At 69.0% G+C, this 18,768-nt stretch carries 21 protein-coding genes; 7 read left to right on the top strand and 14 right to left on the bottom strand.

Annotated elements, in window-relative coordinates; genetic code table 11:
• Positions 1-164: 164 nt before the first annotated feature.
• The 10 genes from ACFYXC_RS12860 to ACFYXC_RS12905 all read right to left on the bottom strand — a co-directional run bounded on the left by ACFYXC_RS12860 (position 165) and on the right by ACFYXC_RS12905 (position 10,165).
• Complete coding sequence (locus tag ACFYXC_RS12860) at positions 165-1,607, bottom strand: aldehyde dehydrogenase family protein (protein ID WP_389550262.1); 1,443 nt, start codon at positions 1,605-1,607, stop codon at positions 165-167.
• Positions 1,604-2,740, bottom strand: coding sequence for an NAD(P)-dependent alcohol dehydrogenase (locus ACFYXC_RS12865; RefSeq protein WP_389550265.1), 1,137 nt, complete (start codon positions 2,738-2,740; stop codon positions 1,604-1,606). Before ACFYXC_RS12865 ends, ACFYXC_RS12860 begins: the two co-directional genes overlap by 4 nt.
• A 72-nt stretch (positions 2,741-2,812) precedes the next feature.
• Complete coding sequence (locus ACFYXC_RS12870) at positions 2,813-3,037, bottom strand: hypothetical protein (RefSeq protein ID WP_389550267.1); 225 nt, start codon at positions 3,035-3,037, stop codon at positions 2,813-2,815.
• 19 nt (positions 3,038-3,056) lie between these two features.
• Entirely contained in the window at positions 3,057-3,902 is an 846-nt protein-coding gene (locus ACFYXC_RS12875; protein WP_389550270.1) for an alcohol dehydrogenase catalytic domain-containing protein, read from the bottom strand.
• Positions 3,899-5,488: a bifunctional 3-(3-hydroxy-phenyl)propionate/3-hydroxycinnamic acid hydroxylase gene (locus ACFYXC_RS12880; RefSeq protein ID WP_389550273.1), complete on the bottom strand. Its 1,590-nt coding sequence runs from the start codon at positions 5,486-5,488 to the stop codon at positions 3,899-3,901. Before ACFYXC_RS12880 ends, ACFYXC_RS12875 begins: the two co-directional genes overlap by 4 nt.
• The gene (locus ACFYXC_RS12885; protein WP_389550276.1) at positions 5,485-6,585 is read right to left on the bottom strand and encodes an alcohol dehydrogenase catalytic domain-containing protein; all 1,101 of its coding nucleotides are present in this window, start codon (positions 6,583-6,585) and stop codon (positions 5,485-5,487) included. Before ACFYXC_RS12885 ends, ACFYXC_RS12880 begins: the two co-directional genes overlap by 4 nt.
• A gap of 22 nt (positions 6,586-6,607) precedes the next feature.
• Positions 6,608-7,591, bottom strand: coding sequence for a hypothetical protein (locus ACFYXC_RS12890; RefSeq protein WP_388925953.1), 984 nt, complete (start codon positions 7,589-7,591; stop codon positions 6,608-6,610).
• A 32-nt stretch (positions 7,592-7,623) separates the two neighbouring features.
• The gene (locus ACFYXC_RS12895; RefSeq protein ID WP_389550280.1) at positions 7,624-8,367 is read right to left on the bottom strand and encodes a dienelactone hydrolase family protein; all 744 of its coding nucleotides are present in this window, start codon (positions 8,365-8,367) and stop codon (positions 7,624-7,626) included.
• Between the two features lie 86 nt (positions 8,368-8,453).
• Entirely contained in the window at positions 8,454-9,191 is a 738-nt protein-coding gene (locus ACFYXC_RS12900) for a class II aldolase/adducin family protein (RefSeq protein ID WP_389550283.1), read from the bottom strand.
• Entirely contained in the window at positions 9,188-10,165 is a 978-nt protein-coding gene (locus tag ACFYXC_RS12905; RefSeq protein WP_389550286.1) for a hypothetical protein, read from the bottom strand. The genes ACFYXC_RS12900 and ACFYXC_RS12905 overlap by 4 nt, the downstream gene beginning before the upstream one ends.
• 210 nt (positions 10,166-10,375) lie before the next feature.
• On the opposite strand from ACFYXC_RS12905, the gene ACFYXC_RS12910 reads away from it, so the two are divergent.
• A complete protein-coding gene (locus ACFYXC_RS12910) occupies positions 10,376-10,831 on the top strand; it encodes a MarR family winged helix-turn-helix transcriptional regulator (RefSeq protein ID WP_389550289.1) in 456 nt (151 codons plus the stop codon).
• A gap of 167 nt (positions 10,832-10,998) precedes the next feature.
• Here the strand turns inward: ACFYXC_RS12910 and ACFYXC_RS12915 are convergent, their stop codons facing one another.
• On the bottom strand, positions 10,999-11,529 hold the full coding sequence (locus ACFYXC_RS12915; RefSeq protein ID WP_389550292.1) for a hypothetical protein: 531 nt from the start codon (positions 11,527-11,529) through the stop codon (positions 10,999-11,001).
• A 179-nt stretch (positions 11,530-11,708) separates the two neighbouring features.
• On the opposite strand from ACFYXC_RS12915, the gene ACFYXC_RS12920 reads away from it, so the two are divergent.
• Both ACFYXC_RS12920 and ACFYXC_RS12925 read left to right on the top strand, forming a co-directional pair.
• Entirely contained in the window at positions 11,709-12,173 is a 465-nt protein-coding gene (locus ACFYXC_RS12920) for a hypothetical protein (RefSeq protein WP_389550295.1), read from the top strand.
• 347 nt (positions 12,174-12,520) lie between these two features.
• Positions 12,521-13,417 carry a pentapeptide repeat-containing protein gene (locus ACFYXC_RS12925; RefSeq protein ID WP_389550297.1) on the top strand — a complete coding sequence of 299 codons (897 nt, stop codon included), beginning with the start codon at positions 12,521-12,523 and terminating at the stop codon, positions 13,415-13,417.
• Here the strand turns inward: ACFYXC_RS12925 and ACFYXC_RS12930 are convergent.
• Together ACFYXC_RS12930 and ACFYXC_RS12935 are read right to left on the bottom strand one after the other, a co-directional pair.
• Entirely contained in the window at positions 13,299-14,354 is a 1,056-nt protein-coding gene (locus ACFYXC_RS12930; RefSeq protein ID WP_389550299.1) for a transposase, read from the bottom strand. The two genes, ACFYXC_RS12925 and ACFYXC_RS12930, sit on opposite strands and share 119 nt — an antisense overlap.
• A gap of 333 nt (positions 14,355-14,687) precedes the next feature.
• Entirely contained in the window at positions 14,688-15,674 is a 987-nt protein-coding gene (locus tag ACFYXC_RS12935) for a helix-turn-helix domain-containing protein (RefSeq protein WP_389550302.1), read from the bottom strand.
• A 193-nt stretch (positions 15,675-15,867) separates the two neighbouring features.
• Here ACFYXC_RS12935 and ACFYXC_RS12940 point away from each other — a divergent pair, with 193 nt between their 5' ends.
• On the top strand, positions 15,868-16,629 hold the full coding sequence (locus ACFYXC_RS12940) for an SDR family NAD(P)-dependent oxidoreductase (RefSeq protein WP_389550304.1): 762 nt from the start codon (positions 15,868-15,870) through the stop codon (positions 16,627-16,629).
• Here the strand turns inward: ACFYXC_RS12940 and ACFYXC_RS12945 are convergent.
• The gene (locus ACFYXC_RS12945) at positions 16,611-16,859 is read right to left on the bottom strand and encodes a hypothetical protein (RefSeq protein WP_389550307.1); all 249 of its coding nucleotides are present in this window, start codon (positions 16,857-16,859) and stop codon (positions 16,611-16,613) included. The two genes, ACFYXC_RS12940 and ACFYXC_RS12945, sit on opposite strands and share 19 nt — an antisense overlap.
• On the opposite strand from ACFYXC_RS12945, the gene ACFYXC_RS12950 reads away from it, so the two are divergent.
• The 3 genes from ACFYXC_RS12950 (at position 16,852) to ACFYXC_RS12960 (ending at position 18,717) form a co-directional block, all read left to right on the top strand.
• Positions 16,852-17,541: a hypothetical protein gene (locus ACFYXC_RS12950; RefSeq protein ID WP_389550310.1), complete on the top strand. Its 690-nt coding sequence runs from the start codon at positions 16,852-16,854 to the stop codon at positions 17,539-17,541. The two genes, ACFYXC_RS12945 and ACFYXC_RS12950, sit on opposite strands and share 8 nt — an antisense overlap.
• Positions 17,542-17,571: 30 nt before the next feature.
• Positions 17,572-17,835: a hypothetical protein gene (locus ACFYXC_RS12955; protein ID WP_389550312.1), complete on the top strand. Its 264-nt coding sequence runs from the start codon at positions 17,572-17,574 to the stop codon at positions 17,833-17,835.
• Positions 17,836-18,390: 555 nt separating this feature from the next.
• Complete coding sequence (locus ACFYXC_RS12960; RefSeq protein WP_389550315.1) at positions 18,391-18,717, top strand: hypothetical protein; 327 nt, start codon at positions 18,391-18,393, stop codon at positions 18,715-18,717.
• Positions 18,718-18,768 lie beyond the last annotated feature (51 nt).

An 18,768-nucleotide genomic window follows, 5' to 3' on the forward strand; every position in this document is an offset into this window, starting at 1 on the left:
CGGGGGGGGGGGGGGCGCCCCCCGCCCCCCCCCCCCCCCCCCCCGCCCGGGCCGCCCCCCCGCCCCCCCCCCCCCCCCCCCGGGGGGCCCGGCCCCCCGGCCCCCGCCGCGAAGGTGGCGTCCGCTGTGCGAGGGCTACCGTGCCGCACGACGGGAGCCGCTCATCAGCTGGCGCCGGGGGTGTGGACCAGATGCTTGATCTCCTGGAACTCCCCCAGAGCCCGGGGGCCGTTGAGCCTGCCGACGCCGCTCTGCTTGAATCCGCCCTCCTCGAACTGGTCGCGGATCACGCCCCAGCCGTTGATCCAGACGGTCCCGGCGTCGAGGCGCCGCCCGACCCGCAGCGGCCGGTCGACGTCCCGGCTCCAGACCGAGGCGGCGAGGCCGTACTCGGTGGCGTTCGCCCGGTGAACGGCATCGTCCTCGTCGTCGAACATCTCGAAGGTGGCGACCGGCCCGAATACCTCCCGCTGGACGATCGGGGCGGCGAGATCGTCCACCTCCACCAGACTCGGCCGCACGTAGGCGTCGTCGCCGTCAGGCGTGAGCAACCCGCCTCGTACGAGGATCCGGCCGTAGTCGGCGGATTCGGCGACCAGGGAGTCGATGCGCAGCGCCTGCGCCCGGTCGATGACCGGGCCCATGGCTGCCGCCGGATCCGCGTCCAAGCCGACCGCTACCGCCTCCAGAGCGGTGATCAGCCGCCCGCGCAGCTCGTCGGCCACAGACCGCTGGACGAGGACGCGGCTGCCAGCCATGCAGAACTGGCCGGAGAAGGTGGTGACGGCAGCGGTGAGCACGGGAACGACCGCGTCCAGGTCGGCGTCGTCGAAGACGACCATCGGGGACTTGCCGCCCAGTTCGAGCGAGCAGCCCTTCAGATGTCGGGCGGCCTGCGCCATGATGACGCGGCCGACGGCGGTCGAGCCGGTGTAGCTGACCACGTCGGTACCGGCATCGCAGACGAGAAGGGGCGCGCCCTCGTTGCCCGACTCGGTGAAGGCGTTGACGACACCGGCCGGCAACGCGCTGGTCTCCGCGATGATCTCGTACAGCAGGCCGTTGGTCAGCGCGGTCTGGGCGGGCATCTTCATCGCCACGGTGCAGCCGGCAGCCAGGGCCGGGGCGAAGGAGCGCACCGCCAGGATGACGGGAGAGTTCCACGGGACGATGACGGCGGCGACTCCGACGGGCTGGTGGATCGTCATCGAGTAACTGTGCGGGCTGGTTTCTGCGGCGCGGCCGGTATCGGTCAGGGCGAGGGCGGCGTTGTAGCGCAGCTTGGGGATCGCGGCGTCGACCTCCATGGCCGCATCCGCTCGCCGTTTGCCGTTCTCGAGGGAGAGAAGGTCGACGAGTTCGTCACGGCGTGTGGACATCCGGTCGGCGAGTTCCGACAGGGCGCGGGCTCTCAGTTGCCGGTCGTGGGCCCAGGAAGTGTCGCTGAAGGTGCGGCGGGCCGCGTCGATGGCGTGGCGGGCGCTGACGGCTCCGGCATCGGCGAAGGTGCCTATGGGCTGTCCGGTGGCTGGTGCACGGGCGGTGCCTGTCGCGTGTCCGTCGTGCCACTGGCCGTCGATCAGGTTGCGGGCGTGCGGCAGGCTCATCGTTCCTCCTCCGTCCGGTTGTCGAAGCAGATGACCGGTTTGATGGTGTGCCCGGAGCGGGCGTCGGTCACCGCCTGGTGGAGCCGGTCTTCGGCGTAGAAGCGGACGAACTTCTCGTAGGGCAGGCGTCCTTGGCGTGCCAGGTCGATGAGAGCGGGGATGAAGGTGGTGCGGTCGCTGCCGCCCTCGGTGACACCGCGGATGGTGCGGCCGTCGATGAGAGCATTGACATCGAAGGAGGCCCGGCTGCCGGCGGAGGGGGCGCCGATGACGGCGACGGTTCCGTCGGCGGCGATGGCCGTGGCGGCGAGCTCCAGCAGTGAGGGGACGCCGGTGGTTTCCACGATGTATGTCAGGCCGCCGGGGCCGGCCAGGTCGGCGAGACGGGACCGGAGATCTGCCTTGCTGCTGTCGATGGTGTGGGTGGCGCCGAGTTCGGTGGCGAGGGCCAGCCGCGACGGGACGACGTCCACGGCCATGATGGTGCGGGCGGGGGTGAGGCGGGCCGCCATGACGGCGGACAGTCCCACCGCCCCGGCGCCGAAGACGGCCACGCTGTCACCGTAGTGGGGCTTGAGCAGGTTCAGGATCGCCCCGGCTCCGGTCTGGATGCCGCAGCCGACAGGTGCCAGCACGTTGAGCTCTTCCTCGTCCGCGACGTCGACCCGGACAACGCTCTGGGCGGAGACGACGGCGTGCCGGGCCAGCGAGGACTGTCCGAAGAACAGGCCGCCGAGCGGTGCGCCGTCCTCGGTGCGGATCGGTGTGGTGCCATCGGCGCGTGCGGCCCGGAAGTTGAGGGGGAAGTACGTTTCGCAGGTGGTGGGACGGCCGGTGCGGCAGGCGTCGCAGTGGCCGCAGGAGTTGAAGGAGAGCACGACGTGGTCCCCGGGGGTGATGCCGGCCACGCCGGCTCCCACGGCTTCGACGGTTCCCGCCCCCTCGTGGCCCAGGACGGCGGGGAGTGGAGTGGGCAGGCGTCCGGCCAGAACGGACAGGTCGGTGTGGCACAGACCTGCTGCGACGAGACGTACGAGGACTTCGCCGGGGCCGGGGTCGTCGAGGACGGCACGTTCCCAGTGAAAGGTGTCCTGGCCGGTGCGGGCCACTGCGACGGTGGTGAGGGTGGGCAAGGGCTTCTTCTCTCGTGCGATGAGGGAACGCGGGTGGCCGGGTCAGGGCGGGAACCGGCCACCCGCGCGCTTTCAGGTCCCGGGCTTGAGGAGGAGGCACCCGACGACGGTGGTGCCTCGTTCCATCAGTTCGTGGGCCTTCGCGGCGTCGGCCAGCGGCAGGCGTGCCGCGATTGCCGAGTGCAGCTTGCCGTCGGCCGGGAGGGCCATCACGGGCAGAGCGTCCTCGTGCCGTGCTCCGCGGACGCCGACGATGTCGGCTTCCAGACGGGTGAGGTCGAAGACGGTGAACGGCATCGGGCCCGGCGGGTTCTGTTCACCGGCCGCCGGGCAGAGCCTGCCCCCCCAGTACCCAGCACGTCCAGGGCCAGACGCAGGAGGTCGCGGTAGGTGGAGTAGTCGACTGCGTGGTCGACGCCCTGGCCGTGGGTGAGGTCCCGTACGGCGTGCCGGGCGGCGTCGAGGTTGCCGGTGACGACCACCTCGGCGCGGCGGTGCGCAGAGCGTCGGCTCGCTCAGCGTGTCGGGTAGTGGCGATGACGCGCAGGCCGAAGAACTGGGCGAGTTGGATGGTGGCCAGGCCCATCGGGTCGGCGGCTCCGGTCACGAGCAGGGTGTCGCCCGCGGTGACCCGCAGCCGGTCGCGCAGGACACGGTGGCTGGTGCCGTAGGGCCACAGGGTGACCGCTGCTGTTCCATGTCGACGTGGTCGGGCACCGGCAGGAAGAGCCGCTCGTCGCGCACCACATACGCGGCGTAGGCGCCCAGGCCCTGGTGGCCGGGGGTGGCGATACCTGCGGAGAGGTTCCCCTATGCCCCGGTAGGTTTCCGCGGCATAGGGGTTCTCAGGGTGGACGACGGCCGCTACCCGGTCACCCACGTGCAGCGGCCGAGTGTCAGGCGCGGTAGCGACGACCGTTCCTGCGGCTTCACGTCCCAGTTGCTGGGGCATGGGAAAGGGGTTTCGGCCCGGGAGTTTCGTGCCGGGCTGCAGTCCCCGGCGGTACTTCAGATCCCAGCCCGAGACGCCGGCGGTGTCGACGGCCACCAGCACGTCGGTGGGGCCCAGGGCGGGCAGGGGCCGCTGTTCGTGGACAAGCTGCTCAGGGCCGCCGTGTTCGTAGACCCATACGGTGGCCGTAATCGTCGGGATCGAGGTCACCGGGTGTTCCTGCGCAATACCTCGGCGACGGCAGGAATGTCGTCGGGTCCCATGACGGCAGCGATATAACGGTCGGGCTTGACCAGGACGAACCGGTTACGGGCAGCGGCGAGAGCTTCCCCAAGGCGGCCGTCCGCGTCCGCGACAGCTTCGCGTGCTGCCGTCGCCGAGGGCAGCCGGTCATCCAGCAGCACGTCGATCCGCTTGATGTCGAGCTTGTCGTCCGGCCACGGGGTGCCGTCGAAGCACTGCCAGGCGGCGTCCGGGACGTTGATGCCCAGCAGAGCGAAGGACTGGCCCAGAACCTGGTCGAACCACTGGGGGTGCAGGCTCGGCGGGACCAGGACCCGTGGCTGGGGGAGCTGGGTGCCCGTCAGCGCGTGGTCTCCGACCACCAGACCGGTCCCGTGCCGCGCGTGGGGACGGAACCGCATCTCGGTGAGGTAGCGGCGCCCCGGTGGTATGCGCAGCAGAGTCCGGGCGGCGATGTCCCGTAGGAGGGCGCGGCGCCGGTCGGTGGTCATGACGACGTCACCGAGTCGTTCGGAGTAGCGGACCATCGCGGTGGCGTGGGGGCGCCGCTCCGCCTCGTAGGTGTCGAGCATGCTGTCTCCGGCGCGGCCGTGCCACACGTCGTCGATCTTCCAGGCGACGTTCGCGGCGTCCCGGATACCGGAGTTGAGCCCCTGACCGGCGAAGGGCGGCATCATGTGCGCGGCGTCACCGAGCAGCAAGACGTGCCCGTCGCGCCACCGGTCGGCGACGACGGCGTTGAAGGTATACGCGGTACAGCGTTCCACCTGGTCCTCGGTCAGGGGCCGGTAGGGCGCGACTAGTCTGCGCAGGGTCTCGAAGTCGGGGCTCGCTCCCTTCTCGCCCTCGCCCGGGTGCAGGAGGAACTCGTAGCGGCAGCGGCCGCCGCGGCCGGGCACGATCACGGTGGGCCGGTCGGGCGTGCCGTGGTGCATGCCGTAGCGCTCGTCGTGGTGGTCGCCGGTGGTGTCGGCGACCAGCCAGACGTCCTGGTGGCTGGTGCCGGTCATGTCGATGCCGCGCAGTGCTCGTACGGTGGAGCGGCCTCCGTCACATGCCAGGACCCAACTGACCTGGAGATCCTCCGTGCCGGTGTCACCGGGTGAGCGGATCGCGGCGGTAGCGCCGGTGCCGTCGGGGTTCTCCGTCACGGTGGCCAGCTCGGTGGCGAAGCGGATGTCTGCCTGGGGACGGGACTTCAGCTCGTCCAGGAGGAGCTTTTCCAGTTCGGGTTGGGCGAACTGGTTCTTGAACGGGAAGCCGAGACGGTAGGGCTGTGGGCCGCGGGCGTGGAAGAGCGGCCGGCCCTTGCGGTCGTAGTAGCGGGTTCCGGTGCCGGGGACGACGACCTCCAGGACCTTGTCTGCGAGACCTGCCGTCTGCAGGGTTCGCAGGGACTCGTCGTCCAGGCTGATGGCCTTGGCCTCATCGCTGGTGGAGGCGTTGCGCTCGATGAGGATGAGTGGCACGCCGCGGGCCGCGAGGAGGTTCGCCACGGTCAGGCCGACGGGACCGCCGCCCACGACGAGCACGGGAAGCTGTGTCGCGGTCACGGGTTGACCACCGCCATCCAGATCGGTTCCGTCCGGTTCTGCAGCGCGGCGACGGCTTCGTTTGCTGCGGCCAGTGGGTATCGGTGCGTGATGAGCTCCTCGGCGTCCAGCGCGCCCCGTCCGAGCAGGGTGAGAGCTTCCCGGGCGTCCGTGCGGGTGCAGGCGCGGGTGCCGACGATGCGCCAGCAGTTGACCATGACGGCAATCATGGGGAACAGCAGCGGGCTGCGGTTGGCGCCCATGTGCACGAGGCATCCGCCGGTTGCCAGGGCGGCGAGCGCCTGGGAAGTGGCAGGTCCTTCCGGTACGAAGTCGAGGACCGCGTCCGCGCCCTGCGGGACCAGTGCGCGCAGGGCGCGGGTGAGGCCGCCTTCCTTCGCCCAGTTCGACGGCAGTCCCTCGAGTGCCACGACGTCGGTGTGTATGTCACCTGCGAGCGGCCGGACCGCGTCCAGCCGCTCGGCGCTGCGTCCGACGAGGATGAGACGGGAGACGCCGAAGTGCCGGGCGAGCTTGACGGTGGCGGTGCCCATCGTGCCGGTGGCGGCGGTGACCACGAGGGTGGCACCCAGCGGCAGGTCGGCGCATTTGAGGGCGCGTATGGCGTTGGCGAGGTCGTGGACCTTGGCGCCGACGTCGAAAGACACGCTGTCGGGCAGGGTGTCGACGAGCCAGTAAGGTACCCGGATGTACTCGGCCAGTCCGCCGTCGTGGTAGCGGTCGTACAGCGGCATGGGAACATCACTGAAGGCGGCGTGTCCGATCATCGCCTGCTGCGAGCACATCATGTCCCGGTCGGAGCGGCAGTATCCGCAGGTACGACAGTTGAGGTTGGGGTGCACCCGCACCCGGGTGCCGATGCCGATCCCTTCCACCTGGCTGCCCACGGCGGCGACGGTGCCGGCGGCCTCGTGACCGAGTGTGGTGGGCAGGTGGGTGAAGGCGCCCTGGGCGAGCAGGGTCATCATCCCGGGGGCGAGGCCGGCGGAGGCCACTTTCACCAGGACGTCCTGGGGTCCCGGGTCGGGGGTGGCGATCTTGTGCAGGTGCAGCGCGTCGGAGCCCTTCTGGGCGCGCGCGGCGAGCATGGCGGTCATGTGGTGCGGCTCCTACGTCGTCTCAGTGCTGCAGCGCGGCCAGGCGTTCGGGGGTGTATGGCTCGGCGGTCCTGGTGGTTTCGGCGATCTGCGGGAGCTCGCGGTCGGCGAACAGGGCGATGTGTTCGCCGGCTTCGGCGCACACGCTGGTGTAGGCGATGCCGAGCGGGATGCGGACGAAGTCGCCCGGCCCCAGCTCGACGATGCCGCGCTGGCTCACCAGGGTGCGACAGCCGCTGATCTGGTACTGGATCTCGTCGGCGTCCAGGGTGCGCCGGTAGACGCGCTGGTTGTCGGGGCCCAGCCGTACGAAGCCCAGACGGAAGCCAGCGGAGCGGTACAGCCAGGTCATGCCGACTTCGTCGGTCCCGGTGAGGACGCTGAGGCGTTCCTTCTCCGCGTGTACCTGTTCCAGCAGTCGCCGTTCGTCGACGGGGGCGACGGTGATGTCATGACCGGGCGTGCCCATGCACTGGGTGACCGCCTCGTTGATGTTGCCCGGTTCCCAGCCGGGGAAGGGCGGGAACACCGCTTCGGAGCGGCGGGCCGGGGGGCGTTCCTCCCTGACGGGAGCGGGTGTGTAGAAGAGCAGGTGGCTCTCGCGCCGCCCGTAGTTGTCGTGGGCGACGCCGCGGGGCAGCCGGGAGAACTCACCGGGACGGTGCTCGACGGTGCCGAGTTCGGTCATCAGGGTGCGCTCGCCGGCGATCTGGTAGGAGATCTCGTCGACGTCGCAGTTGCGGTGGTAGAAGGGCTGCCGGTTGTCCATCGTCTGCCATTCGACGCGGACCAGCGCGCTCTCGTAGACGCCACGCGGCGGGGCGAACGGCACGGACTCGTACGCATGGGGGAAGTGCACCACGCTCAAGGGCTCGTGATCGCGCCAGAGCTTCACCGGGAAGGGACTGGGGTGCGGAGGGGACAGCAGGAGGTGCTCGTCCCGCTCGACGGTGCGGGAGGGCTGGTCGGAGCAGACGACCGCGATGACTTCGGTGACAGTACCCATGAAACGTCCTTGTTTCGTCGGTAGGAGCGCGATCAGGAGGCTGCGGGGAGGTACTCGTCGAGGAAGGTGTGGGTGCGCTGCCAGGCGCTCTTCGCGCTGTCCTCGACGTACATGTGGGGCCGGGCGTCGCAGGCGAAGGCGTGCCCGGCGCCTTCGTAGACGTAGCTCTCGAAGTGAACGCCCGCGGCGGTGAGGGCTTCCACGATGACCGCTACCTGGTCGCTGGGGATGGTGGGGTCTTCGGCGCCGACGTGAAGCATCATGGGGGCGTCGATGTTCGCGGCCCGGTCCAGGACCGCGTGCGGTCCGGCTGCGATGCCCGGGCCGTAGAAGACGACGGTGGCGCCGAGGCCGCGGATGCCGGTGGCGGCGGTGAAGGCGGCGCGGCCACCGAAGCAGAACCCGTGGATCGCCGTACGGGAGGCGGGCACGTTCTCCTTCTCGGCCAGGTGCGTCAGGACGGCTGCGACGTCGGTGACGATCGCGTCCGGTCCGATGGCGCCGATCAGCGGCATGGCCTCGGCGTGCTGCTCGTAGGCGAGGGTGCCGACGCCGTTGCGGTGGAACAGGTCCGGGGCCAGGGCGAGGAAGCCACGCGCGGCGTAGCGGCGTGCGATGTCCTGGATGTGGTCGTTGACTCCGAACGCCTCCTGCAGGACGACCACGGCCCGGTTCGCGGGTTGTGCGGGCCGCGCGACGAAGACGCGCATCGGTCCGTCCCCGGTGGAGAGGGTGGTCCAGTCGGTGGCTGCGGCGGAGTTGGGCTGGTCGGTCATGACGCACGTCCTTCTGCTGTGGATCGGGGTAACTGGTGTGAGGGGGTCACACCCTGTGAAAAGTGCGGAAGCTGCGGAGCCCAGAGTCAGGCCGGACGGGAAGACGAGGTGCCCGCGTCGGCCGTGGTGGCCGTGGTGGCTGCCTTCCGCACGAGGTAGCGGTAACCGGCCTCCAGCTGGCCGTCGGGCCAGCACTGGGCGCGTTTGGCGCGCGCCTCCGTGGCGTCGGAGTGGATGATCGCCCGGCCGGCCGCCTGGGCCCGCAGTTGGAGGGCGCAGGCGCTGTCGAGCAGTACGGCGTACATCACGGCCGCCGCCGTGGTGTGTCCGGCGGCCACGAGCCCGTGTTTGGGCATGAGGGCGGCGGGTGCCTCGCCGAGAGCCGTGGCGAGCTTCTCCCCCAGTTCGGGACTGCTGACGAGTCCTCCCGTCTCCCTGAACCTCGGCACATCCTCGCCCTCGAACAGGGCGGCCTCATGGGAGAGCGGAAGGAGGGGCACACCGAGGGCTGCGAACGCGATGGCCGACATCGCGTGGGTGTGCACGCTGCAATGCACTTCCGGGCGCGCTCGCAGCACCTCGAGGTGGATGTGGCACTCCTTGTGCGCGGATCCGTCGCCGATGAGCACCTCGGCTTCGTGGGAGACGAGTTGCAGCCGGTCGTCGCGGACTTCTTCGAGGCCCCAGCCCGGGGCTTTGATCCAGATGCCGCGGCCGTCCGGGTCGCGCACGGCGGCGTGTCCCCAGACCAGGTCTCCCTGGCCGGACGCGGCCAGGGCATGGGAGGCTTCCACAGCGAGCCTGCGGGCCTGGGCGGGTGTCATGCGGTGGGCAGGGCGTCGTAGTAGCGGGCGGCGCCGAGGTGCAGGGGGATCGTGGTCCTGCCCATGGTGACGGGGTCGAGGGGGTAGGTGATGGGGCTGCGTTCCGGGGCCAGGTGCCGGTACTGCCCTTCGATGATGTGCCGCGTCTCTCCCAGCACCCACGCGATGGCGTAGGCCACGTCCTCGGCGAGATCGGCGCGGGTACAGACGAGGAAGTCCGAGAAGTCGAGGGTCTTGAAGGCCGTCCGGCCGGGGAAGTACTCGTCGTCGACGACTGCCGCCGGCCAGCCGAAGTCGTCGTGGAGGCTGTCCAGGACGTCGTTCTCGACTTCGAGGAAGTTGAAGTGGCGGCCGATCTCCTGCCACGCGGGCAGCATGATCGCCTCATGGACGATGGCGTTCGCCCGTCCCAGCGTCGCGTGGTCCAACGACTCGAACGGTCGCTCGTCCTCGAGCAGTTCGCCGCCCCAGCCGACCACGTCGACGCCCGCACGTGTCAGAAGCTCGTGGGCGGCCAGTCCCACGTGGTTGACGCCGTCATGGACCGAGGTGGCGAGCCGCAGGGCGGGCTTGCTCTGACGCAGTTCGGCGAAAGTGGTGACGCCGAGGTCCTTGTGCACGGCTACGACCAAGCGGTCCCGCTGCGGCACCACCCCGAGAGCGCGCAGGTCCGGGAAGAACCCGTCCGCGTAGACGCCGCGGCCGTCGAGCGCCGCGGCGGCGAAAGCCGTCGGTGTGGTGAGGGCGACCTGTACCTCTCCCCGGCCCACGGCCCGTACCGCGTCGCTGAAGCCCCGGCTGTTCCACGTGGCGATCCGGGTGTGGGGCCCGCAGCGGTCCGCGAGTTCCTGGGCGATCCATCCGCAGACCCGGTGCAGGTTCGCGGTGCCCCAGTCGCCGCGCAGATGCAGGGTGAGAGAGCGTTCGATCTTGGGCTCGGCCGGTCGGCCGGTCGAAGTGGTAGAGGGACTCATGACGGCTCCAGTCCTGAATAAGAGGACTCATGTCCTGCTTTACGGTCAGCATAGAAGGCGAAACGCCAAGATGCGAGAGAGGGGCGCGTAAATCTATGGCTATACCTCTAGCACTAGAGTCGTTTCCCACACCCCTCCCGTCAAGCCACCCGCAACCCACCCGCAGTTCGACGGGGTACACAGCTCTAGCTTTAGAGGTATAGTGGGTGGGTGAGCGAGCGAGAGCCCGAACAGCTACCCGATGACCTCATCCGCCTTGCGTGGACACTGCACCGGGCGCTCCGTCAGCGCCAGACGCCGCCGACCGGCCAGTCAACTCGTCCGCTCGCCCAGGTGGAGGTGCTGCGCCTCATCGACAGCCGACCGGGAATCACTGTCCGCGAGATCGCCACCGCTCTGAGCATGCAACCCAACAATGTGAGCACCCTTGTCACCCAGCTGACGCGCGCCGGCTTCATCGACCGCCGTTCCAGCGCACACGACCGGCGGTTCGTGGAGCTGCACCCCACGGGGAAGATGATCACAGCCGGCAACGAAGTCAACGAGAGTTTGAGCAAGGCAATCACGGAGGCTCTGCAGCACCTGCCGGCCGGGGCCGAGCAACGCATCAGCGCCGCACTGCCTGACCTGTGGGAACTCGCACGCACCCTTGCGCCGACCCCGTAGGCGGCACTACTGCCCGCAGGGGACACTCCCCAGTCCCATCAGGCCCGATACCTATACCCCTAAAGCTATACATACATAGCTTTCTCTGCTGCCAGGCAGCATCCCACGCCCTCTGTTTCCCCCGACCACTCCGCGGTCACCACAGCCGCACGACTACTTCGTACCCTTCAGGCGTGGCTCGTCCCAGCGGGGCTGCTCACTCTCACTGCCTCATCACCCTGTTCTTCAACGGCAGCGTCGCCAATCCCGGCGCCGATCTCAGAGATGCTCCGATCGGCCTGGTCAGCTTGGACAAGGGCGTCTCTACCAAGGAGGCAGGGCACCAGAACGTAGGCCGTCAAAATCGCCTGCAGGACATGGCGGGCGAGGTCACCGGTCGCCTGGACGTCGTCGCCCGCACTGCGCGCCCAGCCGGACATCATGCTCAGCGCCACCGTGGTCATGTGCGAAACGAGGCCCTCCCGCAACTGTGCCAGCGCCTGTTGCTGGTCGGCCCCCTCAAGGTCCGCGATGCCGGTGACGACCAGCAGCATGCTCTGCACCCTGCTGGCACCGTACTGGGCAACCAGCACCGCCAACGCCCGCTCACCGTGCCCACCACGCACAAGAGCGGCCAACGCGTCGCTGTCATCGGCCCACGCCGCTTCCAGCGCAGCAACCACACGCATGCCCTGATCCGAAGTCAGCTCTGGAGACATGAAGGGCACCGTATCCACCCCCGCACAGCCCCGGACGGAAACCGGAACGCAAGCCTCGCGATCACGCGCAAGGCTTGCGCACACAGCGGCCGGCATGCCAGAAAACGGTCCGCCACTCGTGAGACCGGCGGACCGCGTCTGCTCCCCAGGCGGAACGAGCACCGTTCTCCGACGTCACCGTGTCCTTCGACGACGCGGAACTCTCCGGCCGTCCGGCGTCCCCTGCGCACTCCAGCGTCGCGGTGTCCTGCACAGACGCGGCGTTCTCCGGCGGAACCACGTCCTTCAACAGCGCGATGTTCTTTGACGTCACGGTGCTCATCGTCGGCGTGGTGTTCTTCGACAACGCGGCATTCTCCGGCAGCACGGTCTCCTTCGAGGGCGCGGCGTTCTCCGGCACCGAGGTGTCCTTCAAGGCCGCGGCATTCTCCGGCGGCACAGTGTCCTTCGGTCACTCGCTGCCATTCGGCGGCAACACGTTCGTTGACAGCAGGGTGTCCTTCGAGCGCGCGACATTCTCCGGCGGCACGGTGGACCTCCATGCAGTAGAGGGTCCGGCCCCGGCTGGGCTCCTTGAGACACTCGGTCCTCCAGTGCCGTCCGGGATTCACCTGCGCGCCGACTGGCCTACCGCTGGTCCATAAGGACGCGGGGCGGAAACGGTCGCTCGTCTCTGCCACCGGACGGCGCGGCAACCACAGGTGTCCGATGGACTTCTTCTCCCCCTCCGGCGAGAACCTCGCCACGGACCAGGGCGCAGGGCGTATCGCGCCGGGGCGAACTGCGCGCTAAGCGGAAACCGCTGCGGTGATGCGGGCATCCGGAGTCGGATGGTGGTATGTCTTCCACGCCTGCCCGCCGCACGCGGTTACCTCTCCCTCATCGTCTTGTTGCCCGTCCCCGCTCGAGGGGCAGAGCCGTTCGGCCGCCGAGGAGCGCACTCGGCCCTCAGCGCGGTGCAGGGGGCCTGGACTGGGCGCGGCGCATCGAGTTGGTATCGATCCTGATCGCGTCTTTGGTGGCGGTGGCCGGCCTCTGGTATTCGAGTGTCCAGACGCAGCAGGCCAATGAGCAGACCCGGCAGGCCAATGATCAAGCCCGGCAGGAGAGGGCGTTGACGAAAGAGGGGCAGATCACCGACCGCTTCAACGCCGCAGTGGGCAACCTGGGAGACCAGGCCGACGAGGTGCGCCTCGGTGGAATCTTCGCTCTTCGGCGGATTATGGAAGACTCGCCTCGCGATCAGCCAGCCGTCGTGGACGTTCTCTCGGGGTATGTCCGCACGCGTGCGCCGGCCGCCGGAGGCGGGACGAAGCGGGACGCCGGCGGCCGGCCCGCCCCCGACGTGCGGGCAGCGTTCGAAACGCTCACCCAACGGAACCCGGTCCATGACAAGTCAGCCCGGGTCGATCTGCGTGACACCCACCTGCGCTACATCGGTGTGCGGCCAGGCCCGGCCGGAGCGGAAGAGTCAGGGGCGAACGGGCAGAGGCTGGAGCGCGCCAACCTCTCCGGTGCCGACCTGGCCAACGCACATCTGTCCCGGGCACGTCTTTCGGGAACCCACCTCGTCGGCACCCGGCTGGAAGGCGCCGATCTCCGAAGGGCCGACCTTCGCGGCACGGACCTGCGCGGAGCGCAACTCCTCGGCGCCGACCTGAAGGGCGCAGACCTGCGGGGCGCCTGGTTGCGATTCGAAGGCAGCACCGGCGGCAACGGCAAAAGCGACTCTGCCACAGAAACCCCGGCCTCCGAACAGCCTGCCAGGATCAGCGCGGACCAACTCCTCGAAACCCAATGGGATCACACCACCCTGCTCCCGTCCGCCCTGAAGGACGACACCCGTATCCGCAAGCAGCTCTCCCGCACGCACACAGGCACGCGGTGAGAGAGGACCCCGTTTCAGCGGACGTAGATCCATAACCAAAGTGTGAGTGGGAGCCGGGTCGTGGCGTCGACGAGGAGCGTGCCGTAGGTGCCGCCGTGGAGAGCGAAGTCGTCGCTCCCCCCAAGACTCGGGGCGTGATCAGTGGTGGCAGCGGCACCCGCGTCAGCTGGGACAGGACGGCGACCCGCAAGAGCCTGATATTCAAGATCCGTAGCATCCGGGATCCGCCCCGGCCGGCCAGCATCACGCCGATGTCCTCCACCAGGCGCTGCAGTCGCGGTGTGCGCCGCTGGTAACGGATGGTCAGGGCCGGTACCTGCTCAGCGAAGGTCGCCTTCAGGCAGGTCGTGCTCTCGCAGTACAGGCGCCGTACGGACAGGTCGATACGCAAAGGGCGGCCTGCGAGCGTGACGTCGGCGCGACGCCGTGCGTAGCGGCCGTGGCACCACGCGCTGAGCTGGCCACTTCCCGTGCATCCCGCCGGTTCACCTGATCTCGTGCGGGCACGGAACCGCCACCACAGCATCGGAACCCTCAACAGAGGCCACCTGCACATCAGAAAACCGCGGTAACAGGCTGACCAGTTCCACAGAGCACATTCACAGGCTGCCCGTCCTGCGGTCTGGTCGACCGTGGCACCGAGATGATCTCCGCCTACGAAATTCTTGCCGGAGCCACGTTCACGTGTACCCCGACATGGCATGTAGTGCACCGGCTGATCGTGGTTGAACAGGATGGTGATGGCCAGGGCGGCGCCGTCGTCGGCCAGGTCGATGCCCCAGGTGACCTCGTCGCTCAGGTCCAGGACATCTGCGATGAGCTCGAGGAGTTCAGGTTCATCGTTGGCGGCGTGTCGGGACGGCAGCCGGTGGCCGCTCTCGTCGATCGCGACGCAGTAGTGATGGGTCTTGCCTGCGTCGATGCCGGCCCAGATCATGGCCTTGTGGTGTCTCCGTACGGTGCGCTGCTGGTGCCTCCCGACGGCCGACCTCGCTGTCGATTCCCTACTCAGCGATCATTCGCAATTCCTCATTGGCAGCCGAGTCGTCGTGGGGCACCGGGCGGCCAATCAGTGGAAGCCACCAGCGGCAGAGCCGTGTGAACCACACCCGGCACCCCTGGGCGGGTCAACCATACGAAGGGCTCACCACGTCCCACAGAACAACGTAGGGAGGCTTTTCAGTGGTGCCGCTCCAGGGTGAGGACGGCGGCGGAGATTGACGACTGGGGCGGCGCGCCCGGCGGGCGGGCGATGACCGTCGAGGTCGCTTCAGTTCCCGGCCGACCCGGTTGAGCGGGCGTATTCGGTGGGGGTTTGACCGTAGCGCTTCTTGAAGACCCGGGTGAAGTGACTGCTGTCCGCGAACTGCCAATACGCGGCGAGTGCCGAGATGTTCCGTCGGCCGTGCGGTGCGGTGAGGGCGAGCCGGGCCTCTTCCAGCCTCCGGTGGCGGATGTAGGCGGTCACCGACTCGCCCAGCGCGGCGAACGCCCGCTGCAGGGTACGAAGGGAGACGTTGAGCTCACGCGCCAGCATTGTCGGAGTCAGCTCGGGATCGGCGAGGTGCGTGTCCGCGAGGCTTTTCGCGGCCTGGGCGAGCGCAGGGGCCAACTGAGGCTCTGCGTTGTCGAACCGACGCAGTGCAACCGCCTTAACCAGCTCGATCAGGGTGCTGTGCACGGCGTGCACACCGGCCGGGCCGAGGTCGGTCATGGTCTCGTGGATCATGTTGGTGTGGGCGGCCAGCACACGCATCTCCGCCGAGTCTGCTGGGCCGGTGATGATCCGGTTCCCGATCAGAGGTTTGAGCGTAGCGGCGGGCAGGACGAGTACCCGTGCCGTGGTGTTCGGCGCCGTCTCGAAGTGCGAGGGTCGCCCCACGTGCCGCAGGAGGAACTGCCCGGTCGACACGATGTGTTGGCCGCGATCGCGCGGGCCGCCCAAAGCCCATGCGCCGCGCCGCACCACGTACATGCGTACCTGATCCTCGACGCCTGCCGGGGTGCCCGCGGTCCGGACGGCCGATGCGCCGTGGACATCGGTGATCGCCACGTCGTGGACCTTGGCGACGCGGCTCTTGACGCGGAAGTCACGGATGGTGGCCGGGCTGTAGGTCGGCTGCGGGAAGTCATCGCCGATCTGGGTCTGCCACTCGCGTAAGAAGGCGTTGAATCCTCGCGATACGGCGCCCGGGACGGTGGAGTCCAGGGAGAACGCCCCGATTGGCCCATCGGCCTTCACTCCCGTGCTGTTCATCGTCGGCCGATCCCCTTTCGCATGTACTTGTTCGGCATCGTTGTGTGGCGCGTATGTCCTGTGCGGTGCCGCTGTGGTCCAAGTTCGGGCTGCGCCGATCTTCCTAGGGTTCGAAGGGAGGAGCAAACCCGGGCTGTTCCAGCCCGGTGGATACGAAAGGCAAGAAGCTGTGAACCAAGAGAATTCCCACCGCGTGGCCGTGGTCACGGGCGCCGGTGCCGGCCTCGGGGCCGCGATAGCGCACCGGTTGGCCACCGACGGGTACACCGTGGTGCTGGTAGGCCGCACGGAGACGACTTTGCGGCAGACCGCCCAAGAGGGCCCGGACAGTGCGGACATGCATCCCTGGGTCGGTGACGTCTCGGACCTTGCCGCCATCACCGCGGTCATCGATCGTGTGGCCGAGCGGTTCGGACGCCTGGACGTGCTGGTCAACAACGCGGGCGTGGCGATTCCGGGCACTGTCGACCAGATCGACATGGACAGCTACCGGACGATGATGAGCACCAACGTCGACGGCGTCTTCTTCGCCTCGCGGGCCGCGCTGCCTCATCTGCGGGCGGCGCGTGGATGCATCGTCAACGTCGGGTCTGTGGGCGCGCTCCGCGGTGACTGGTGCCAGGCCGCCTACAACACGACCAAGGGCGCGCTGACGAATCTGACCAACGCGATGGCACTGGACCACGGCCGGGACATCCGGGTCAACGCCGTCCACCCCGGCGTGACGCTCAGCAGCCAGTTCATCCGCGACGCGCTTGCCGAGGGAACCTCGCTGCACCCGCGTTTCGTGGATCGCGTACCTATGGGCCGGCCGGGTGAGCCGGCCGAGGTCGCCGCCGTCGTCGCCTTCCTCGCTGGTTCCGACGCCGGGTTTCTCAATGGAGTGCACATTCCCGTGGACGGTGGCCTGACCGCGTCGAACGGTCAGACCAACCTCTACAGAATCGACCACTGAGTGTGATCGGGCAGCTCGACCGAGGTGACACCGCTCATGCCGGTGCCGAGGCTGACACTCAGGGCGGCATTCGACACCCGGGCCCAGGCCAGCTGCCAGACTCCGTCCGCGCTCTGTCCTGTCGTGGACCGGCCCGTGGCTCGCGCGGTGGCGAGAGCACGAAGGACGGCGCGGTCGCCAGGCGGCGGAGCGGCCAGTTCCCGCCCCGGCAGGGTCACTGGTGTGCGCACCGATGAAGTGTTCTTGAAAGGTGCGGTGCGCGAGGCGGTAGATGGTCTGTCCGTCCTCCGCGTCCAGCATGATGAGTGCGCCTGCCTGGTGCAGGACGTCGTCGATGTCGCCCTCCGTCACAGCGTTCTCAAAGACGGGGCCGTGCTCGGCGAGCGCGGTCGCCGCCGTCGCCCACACTCCGCCCGAGCGGGGCAACCCCCTGCCCTGTCCGAGCGCGAGCGCGTGCAGCAGTGCCAGCGGACGGTGGGCGAGCCGGACTCTGATCGCCGCGAACGTGGACTCGTGGTGCTGCGCAGCGAGCCGGCGCAGTTCGTCGGTGTTCTCCGGGCGCAGCAGTTCGGGGCGGGCGACGATCCCGGCGACCACGATGCGCGCGGACAGGGAGTTCTGTCCGCCGCTACGGGCGAGCGCGGCGATCTCGTCGACGAGCGCGTCGGAAAGGCCCGGCGTGCCGACGGCGCGCGCCGCGATCAGGCGGCGGCGTACGTACGGCCCAGGTCGTTCGGAACGTGCTCGACCGTCAGCACCGTCGTGTCGTCGCTGGAGCCCAGGACGGTGACCAAGTCGCGTCGGGGCTCACCGCCGGGGCCGGATTCTGCGGTCCTGGTGCCGACGACGACGCGGCGACCGGGCAGGTCCGCGATACGGCGCAGCACGGAGGAGGCGATGGCGGCGGGTTAACGGGCCTCGTCCAGGGCGTCGGCGAGGACGGTGAACCGCTCCCCGGGTGAGGAGTCGGGCGCGCAGGGTCCGCATGGTGAAGCCGCCCTCAAGGGGCGCACCGGCCGCGTCGCACAGTCGCTCGATCACGTGGGCCACGGACAGGCTCGCCAGGTGTACGACCGCGTCGAAGCAGTCGCAGGGCGGCAGTTCGCGGTCGTCCGGTTCCTCCAGCTGGCCTGCCTCCACGAGAACCTCGCGGAACTCGTCGTCGGCCAGGACGACCTGGTGGCCCAGGAGCGCGGACTTCCCTGAGCCGGCCGGTCCGGTCACCACGAGCATCCCGGTCTCCGTCTCACGCAGCCACCCGGCGATCTCGCGGGTTTCGCTGTGACGACCGGTGAAGAACCACGCCTGCTCGCTGAGGTCCCCGCCCCGGGCCTTGTCGTCGAAGTGGCGCAACGCCTGAGGCCGAGCGGCGAGGATCTCCCGCAGCCGTGCCACGTCGTCGGCCGTCGCGGTGATGCCGGCGGCAGGGGCGTTGCACAGCCGCAGGCGGGCAGTGACCTTGTAGGGGACCGCGAAGCCGCCTGTGGTGCTGTGCCTCAGACCCTCAACGGTCGGCGACGGGCCTGGTCCTCGACGGCGAGAAGATCGGGCGCGTGGCCGCAACGCCGGAACGGAGAAGGCCGGCATCTTCAGAACTGGCTGCTTGTGTCGTCAACCTTGCAGGGTGGAGGGAGCAGCAGGACCATGCGGCTGTCAGCGGCCGCGCGCCTTCTCATTTCAGCATCGGAGTCCCATGGGCCTCCCAGCCAGGTGAGCCAGGCACAAGCTCCGGCCAAGAGACCGTGCCACCAGGGGAGACGCATGGCGCCCTACGTTCTTTTGAAGTCGATCAAGTGCTACGAAACGACCTCCGGGGCAGGAGCAGACGATGTCGTCATCGTCTTCCGGGGTGAACTGATGTTCCGTTCGGAGATGAAGGGCGGGCGCCATCGGAACATTGACAAGCTCAGGAACTTCACCAGCCCGGAGAAGGTCTGGGTGAATGAAGCCGACTCGGGTTCGTCGGACGACCTCATCGGCTCCTTCTTCGTCACCAGTGCTCAGATCGGGTCCGGCGAGCAGGTGGCGACGTTGACGGGCGACGGTTCGCACTACGACCTATTCTTCGAGGTCGGAGGAAGTCCCTGAGCCGAGCGCGTGACGCAGGTTGAGGGCCTGCTGTGGGCGGCGTAGCCGGCG

The sequence above is a fragment of the Streptomyces sp. NPDC002701 genome (assembly GCF_042889045.1).
In the GTDB taxonomy this organism is placed as follows: domain Bacteria; phylum Actinomycetota; class Actinomycetes; order Streptomycetales; family Streptomycetaceae; genus Streptomyces.